We start from the raw sequence: 4,948 nt of genomic DNA, 5'->3' as shown, positions 1-4,948 counted from the left end.
ACCGGCAAAGCATTCCTGTTCTTGACGGACAGCAACAAGACCAGCGATTTCCTGATGGACGGCATGGATCTTTGGTGGAATAGCCGCAGGGAAAGCCTTGGAGATGTCAACCGTCTCGTCATCAACATGGACAATGAGCCGGAATGTAGCGGCCGCAGAACCCGTTTTCTCCAACGGATGGTCGAGTTTGCCGACACGACCGGTCTTGAGATTCGCCTTGCGTACTACCCACCCTACCACAGCAAATACAACTACATTGAGCACTACTGGGGTGGATTGGAACAATCATGGAACGGCTATCTCCTTGATAGCGGCCCATTCAGCCGGGACTAAACTCAATCTTACAAGCAACTAAAATTACAATAGAAAATTTTGAGTTACTTAGAAGTATGGAAACCGTGCTCAAAAGAGCAGGAAACTTTGTATGGAGAGGCGTAAAGACAACTGTCAGCCTCCTTGCATCAGTATACCAGAAAGGAATTACCCTATGCACAAAGGAGAAAGCAGAACTTGAAAAGCGCCTTGATCGTTCTGCCCAGCTTCCTCAGTGGAATATTACTATTCGGCCATTAACGGTAAATTGAGGTCGGCTAAAACCCTTATGATGCTCTGATTAGTGAGCGATGCTATAAACCGGCCTTCTCCCATGACAAAGCCATGAACATCATCCTTGAGGGCAGAGAAACCATGTTTGATCCCAAATTTGTAGATGGATTTTTTGCTATAGAACATACGATCAAATCCATCGCAGCTAGGTATAAATATTCAATGCCGGTGAATACAAAATCTTCCTCATAAAAAGGTGTTAAGCTGCCGGAACAATGTTCAGATTCAGTTTTATTGTTTGTCCTTTGGGTTGCGCAATGCTATGAAACGATTTTTGATATATGCAAAAAGCCGTTTCCAGTCCTGGAGGCACAAGGCGCAAAATGCTCCCACCGTGCCTGCCGATGCTATACCCACAGGGCATCCCTGCTGCCCGCAGAAAGGACAGACCGAAAACGCTGCATAAAGGCCGGTAAACCCAAACCATGAGGTAAAAAGTCGAAACAAACGGCCAAACGGCGACGGTTTCAGTGTTTTGTTGCTATTATCAAGGGATTGAATTTGAAATGTATTGTTTTTCATTATAAAAAGCCGTCAAATTCTGATTTTGCAAAAGGGGTAAATATATGTGTTCCAACAAAAAAAATAACACACCCTAAGCACGATTGATATGGGAAAGCTTAAAAAATCGACCTTCTTTAAAATAGGCCAGTTCATGCCAGCATTCTGACCTATGCCATGTTTTGCGACCGGAAAAATGAATAAAACGCTGAAAAAAAAATTAATGACCTGGATAAAAAAAACCATTGCCGGACTGGTGATTGCCGTGGTGGCAGTCACCTTTCTCCAGGTCGTAGCTTTCAGATTTTTCAATCCGCCTTTCACGGTCAATATGGTCTATGAAAAGGCCATTGCTGCCCGCAAAAAGATGCCGTTCAAGCCCAGGTCTTATGAATGGAAGGATATTGAGCAAATTTCGCCGTATCTCCAGCAGGCAGTTCTGGCCTCCGAAGACCAGCGCTTCATGCGCCACCATGGATTTGATTTCAGGGAAATAAAAATTGCCCTTGGGGACATCATCACCTGCAAAGGATTTCGGGGGGCATCCACCATCACCATGCAGACGGCCCGCTCCCTTTTTCTTCCCTCAAGCCGAACATTGGCCAGAAAACTTGCCGAAGCCTGGTACACGGTCATGATTGAACTGGTCTGGAATAAAAAAAGAATTCTGGAGATGTATCTTAATACCGCTGACTGGGGAAGGGCCAATGTGGGTGCCCAGGCTGCGGCCCGGGCCTATTTTTCCTGCGATGCCAAAGACTTAACGCCTGAACAGGCAGCGCTTCTGGCCGCCATTCTGCCAAGCCCCCACAAATGGTCTGCAGTCACCCCCCACCCCCATGTCCGGCAGCGCCAAACCCGCATCTTAAAACAAATGCAGAACATGCCGGTGCTGAAATAATAATCGGGTGCCCCCCAATGATTACTGTTGAATGCCGACCAGTTCTACGTCAAATATCAGGGTGGACCTGGGGGGAATCGCACCAGGATACCCCCTCTCCCCATATGCCAAGGGATAAGGAATCAGCAGTTGCCGGGCCTCGCCTTTTTTCATGCCTTCAATCCCGATATCCCAGCCTTTGATCACCTGCCCCTTGCCAAGGACGAATTCAATGGGGTTGCCCCGGTCTCTGGAGGAATCAAATTTTTTTCCGGTGGTAAACAGCCCTGTATAATGCACCTGAACCGTGGCACCGGCGGTAACGGCAGGGCCGGTTCCTTCCTGTACCGTTACATACATCAGACCGGATTCGGTTTCCACGGCATCGGGATATTTTTCATGCATCTGTTCTTTAAACGCTTCCATATCTTTTGCATTCCTATTTGTAATAATGGCATCAAATCCAGCCTGGTCTGTTCTGAACGCGTTTGCCCCATCCCCTATTGCCAGGATCTCAACAGTTTTAATTTTATCCCCTTTTTTAATGGCATTGACCACATCCATGCCCGTGACTACCTTGCCGAATACGGTGTGTTTGCCATCCAGCCAGGGTGTGGCTTTGTGGGTAATGAAAAACTGGCTGCCATTGGTGCCGGGGCCGGCATTCGCCATGGATAAAATCCCGGGGCTGTCATGTTTTAATTCAGGACTGAACTCGTCCTGGAACCGGTATCCCGGGCCGCCCCGGCCCGTACCTTCGGGGTCCCCGCCCTGGATCATGAAATCCGGGATCACCCGGTGGAATGTCAGTCCATTGTAAAATTTTTCGCCCTTTTTAACATCTGTATCCATTTTGCCTAGGACAAGCCCGGCAAAATTGGTAACCGTCAACGGGGCCTGTTTGTAAAAAAGCTGGAGAAGAATAGTCCCTTTATCTGTATCCATTTTTGCATATAGACCGTCTGCAAGACCAGCCTCACCTTGGGCCATGGCACCGGAAGGGATCATGGTCAAAGAAAAAAGAATCCCCCAGGCCAGGACAAATCTTAATATTTTAGAACAAATCTGAGTGCAAAGGCAGAAAAAGGTGCCATGGTTTAGCCGGGCCGTTTCAGTATTATATTTCATTTGGCGTATCCTGAATTTTACTTCTTATGTTGCCGGGCAACTGGAACAGTTAATATTTACGGTCCTGATTCCCGGTACCTTTTGAATCCAATTTGGAACCGGATATTAACATGTTTCTTCCAAAACACAAATGCCTTTAACTCGACTATCAAGTTTTTTCTAATAAATTGATATTACTGAATATTACCGTGCTTTCAATAAATTCCAAATTATCTTGGTATAATTTTTAAAATGCAATAATATCAACCTGTTATTCTTTTTTAAGTATTTTTGGCCTCCGAAAAAGACCATTTCTCAGCCCAGTGTTTACAGGGCTGAAGAAAAAACTTGATAGTCGAGTTTAAAATGTACGCGGTCTGACCAGACAAATTTCACGCCGGAATGTTGCAAAATTCAATCCGGCATTCAAATATGAAACACAGAGCAATCTATCTGAATTTATAGTAAATTATGATTTAATCATGGGTTGCGTTGCAGAATGCAACTTTTCATAGAAACAGTACCAAACGACTCGAAACAGAATTATTTCCTGTAAATTAAAGCAATTATATTTTTTATGCCTCCGGCACAATAGTTGCAGTAGTCTTTATTTAAAGATTATTAAAATTAAATAAAATGGCCTTTAGCAAAGGAGGCAGGCATGAGTGTCATCACATTTTTCGGAAGAGCGTACACAGGCAAAGCGCAACTGGCACAAAAGGCGGCAGACGTACTGGGCTGTAAAGTATTATACGACCAGGACATCATTGATGCGGCAGCCAAAATGTACAATTTGAAAAAAAGCAGTATTGAAAACAGTATCTTTAAAGATCCGCCTTTTGCAGACCGGTATTCCCCGGCTAAAGCCAGGTGTATTGCAGCGGTAAAATCTGTTCTGGCTGATAAAATTAAACAGGGGCCTGTTGTTGTCAGTGGATTTCTGGGCAAATTGATTCCTTCTGAACTGGGGCTGCACATTCTGGTCACAGCGCCAAAAAGTTTCAGAAACTGGAAGATACAACACGAAAAAGACAATGACATCGGCATTGACACCAAAGCGCAGATGGATAGCAGCGACGAAGCGTTTTTACGCTGGTCTCTTTACCTGCGTTCAGCTGAAAGCCGCAGACCAATGGATTGCGACGGTGTTATCAATGTGACCACCACAGGGCAAACCGATTTGATTGAACTGATCTCCAATGCAGCATTAAATAGAAAAGAAGCAATGACTCCCCAAGACTTTGCCCTGGCCGCTGACGTCTCACGTCTTATGGCGGAAAAGGGCCACCCCGTTTCCGTGGCAGCACGGCATGATCAGATAGATCTTGTTGTCCACAAACCCGTACTGATGTTTTCCAGGTACGGCAAAAAATTGGCACGCCTTGTCCAATCCGTGAACGGGGTAAACAAGGTCAATACCAGGACCGGCAGGCTGTTTTACAAAGCAGATATCCTTCCGGGCAGCAATTATTTCAAAACCCCGACCTTGGCACCCATTATAAAGCAGTATGAACAGCTTTACGCAAGGGTGATGGAACGCCACCCGGCCTTTATAAATCGTGCAACGGCAGATGCCCGACTTGTTGCCGCCAGCCATGCCTGATAAAAAAGGCGGCATGTTAAACGCCGCCTTTTTTCCTATATCATATAGTTCGGGTGCTCACTCGCTAATACTTTGATTATGAAACGGCTCAAATTATAATGGATCCCGAAATTTGAACCGGTTGCTAAGAGCTTGTTTGGTAATTGATGAATCGGCTGCAATCTCATGAAAATGGCCCCAATTCTCCCAAATTTTATGTCAATAGTCCGGCTATTAACAGAAAATTTGAAAAAATTGGTTCTCATTTTCAT

The 4,948-nt window shown here is 45.4% G+C and carries 6 protein-coding genes; 4 read left to right on the top strand and 2 right to left on the bottom strand.

Annotated elements, in window-relative coordinates; translation table 11 throughout:
* Positions 1 to 333, top strand: a 333-nt coding sequence (locus AB7U36_RS18330) for an ISAzo13-like element transposase-related protein (protein WP_428161109.1), incomplete at its 5' end; no start/stop codon positions are given.
* Between the two features lie 56 nt (positions 334 to 389).
* Positions 390 to 584 (top strand): hypothetical protein, encoded by a 195-nt coding sequence (locus tag AB7U36_RS18325; RefSeq protein WP_428161108.1) that lies wholly within the window; start codon positions 390 to 392, stop codon positions 582 to 584.
* Positions 585 to 837: 253 nt separating this feature from the next.
* Here AB7U36_RS18325 and AB7U36_RS18320 read toward each other — a convergent pair whose 3' ends face one another.
* Positions 838 to 1,053 carry a hypothetical protein gene (locus tag AB7U36_RS18320; RefSeq protein WP_428161107.1) on the bottom strand — a complete coding sequence of 72 codons (216 nt, stop codon included), beginning with the start codon at positions 1,051 to 1,053 and terminating at the stop codon, positions 838 to 840.
* Positions 1,054 to 1,330: 277 nt separating this feature from the next.
* Between AB7U36_RS18320 and mtgA the strand changes: the two genes are divergently transcribed.
* Entirely contained in the window at positions 1,331 to 2,008 is a 678-nt protein-coding gene (mtgA, locus tag AB7U36_RS18315) for a monofunctional biosynthetic peptidoglycan transglycosylase (RefSeq protein ID WP_428161106.1), read from the top strand.
* Positions 2,009 to 2,029: 21 nt separating this feature from the next.
* Here the strand turns inward: mtgA and AB7U36_RS18310 are convergent, their stop codons facing one another.
* Positions 2,030 to 3,115, bottom strand: a complete 1,086-nt coding sequence (locus AB7U36_RS18310; RefSeq protein WP_428161105.1) for a peptidylprolyl isomerase — start codon at positions 3,113 to 3,115, stop codon at positions 2,030 to 2,032.
* A 640-nt stretch (positions 3,116 to 3,755) separates the two neighbouring features.
* Here AB7U36_RS18310 and AB7U36_RS18305 point away from each other — a divergent pair.
* Positions 3,756 to 4,697 (top strand): cytidylate kinase family protein, encoded by a 942-nt coding sequence (locus AB7U36_RS18305; RefSeq protein ID WP_428161104.1) that lies wholly within the window; start codon positions 3,756 to 3,758, stop codon positions 4,695 to 4,697.
* Positions 4,698 to 4,948 lie beyond the last annotated feature (251 nt).

This window comes from Desulfobacter sp. (genome assembly GCF_050177295.1).
This window is presented reverse-complemented; position numbering and strand designations above follow the sequence as displayed.

Coding starts and splice junctions, on each gene's coding strand:
- AB7U36_RS18325 (WP_428161108.1), top strand. CDS start 390: ATGGAAACCGTGCTCAAAAGAGCAGGAAACTTTGTATGGAGAGGCGTA.
- AB7U36_RS18305 (WP_428161104.1), top strand. CDS start 3,756: ATGAGTGTCATCACATTTTTCGGAAGAGCGTACACAGGCAAAGCGCAA.
- AB7U36_RS18310 (WP_428161105.1), bottom strand. CDS start 3,115: ATGAAATATAATACTGAAACGGCCCGGCTAAACCATGGCACCTTTTTC.
- mtgA (WP_428161106.1), top strand. CDS start 1,331: ATGACCTGGATAAAAAAAACCATTGCCGGACTGGTGATTGCCGTGGTG.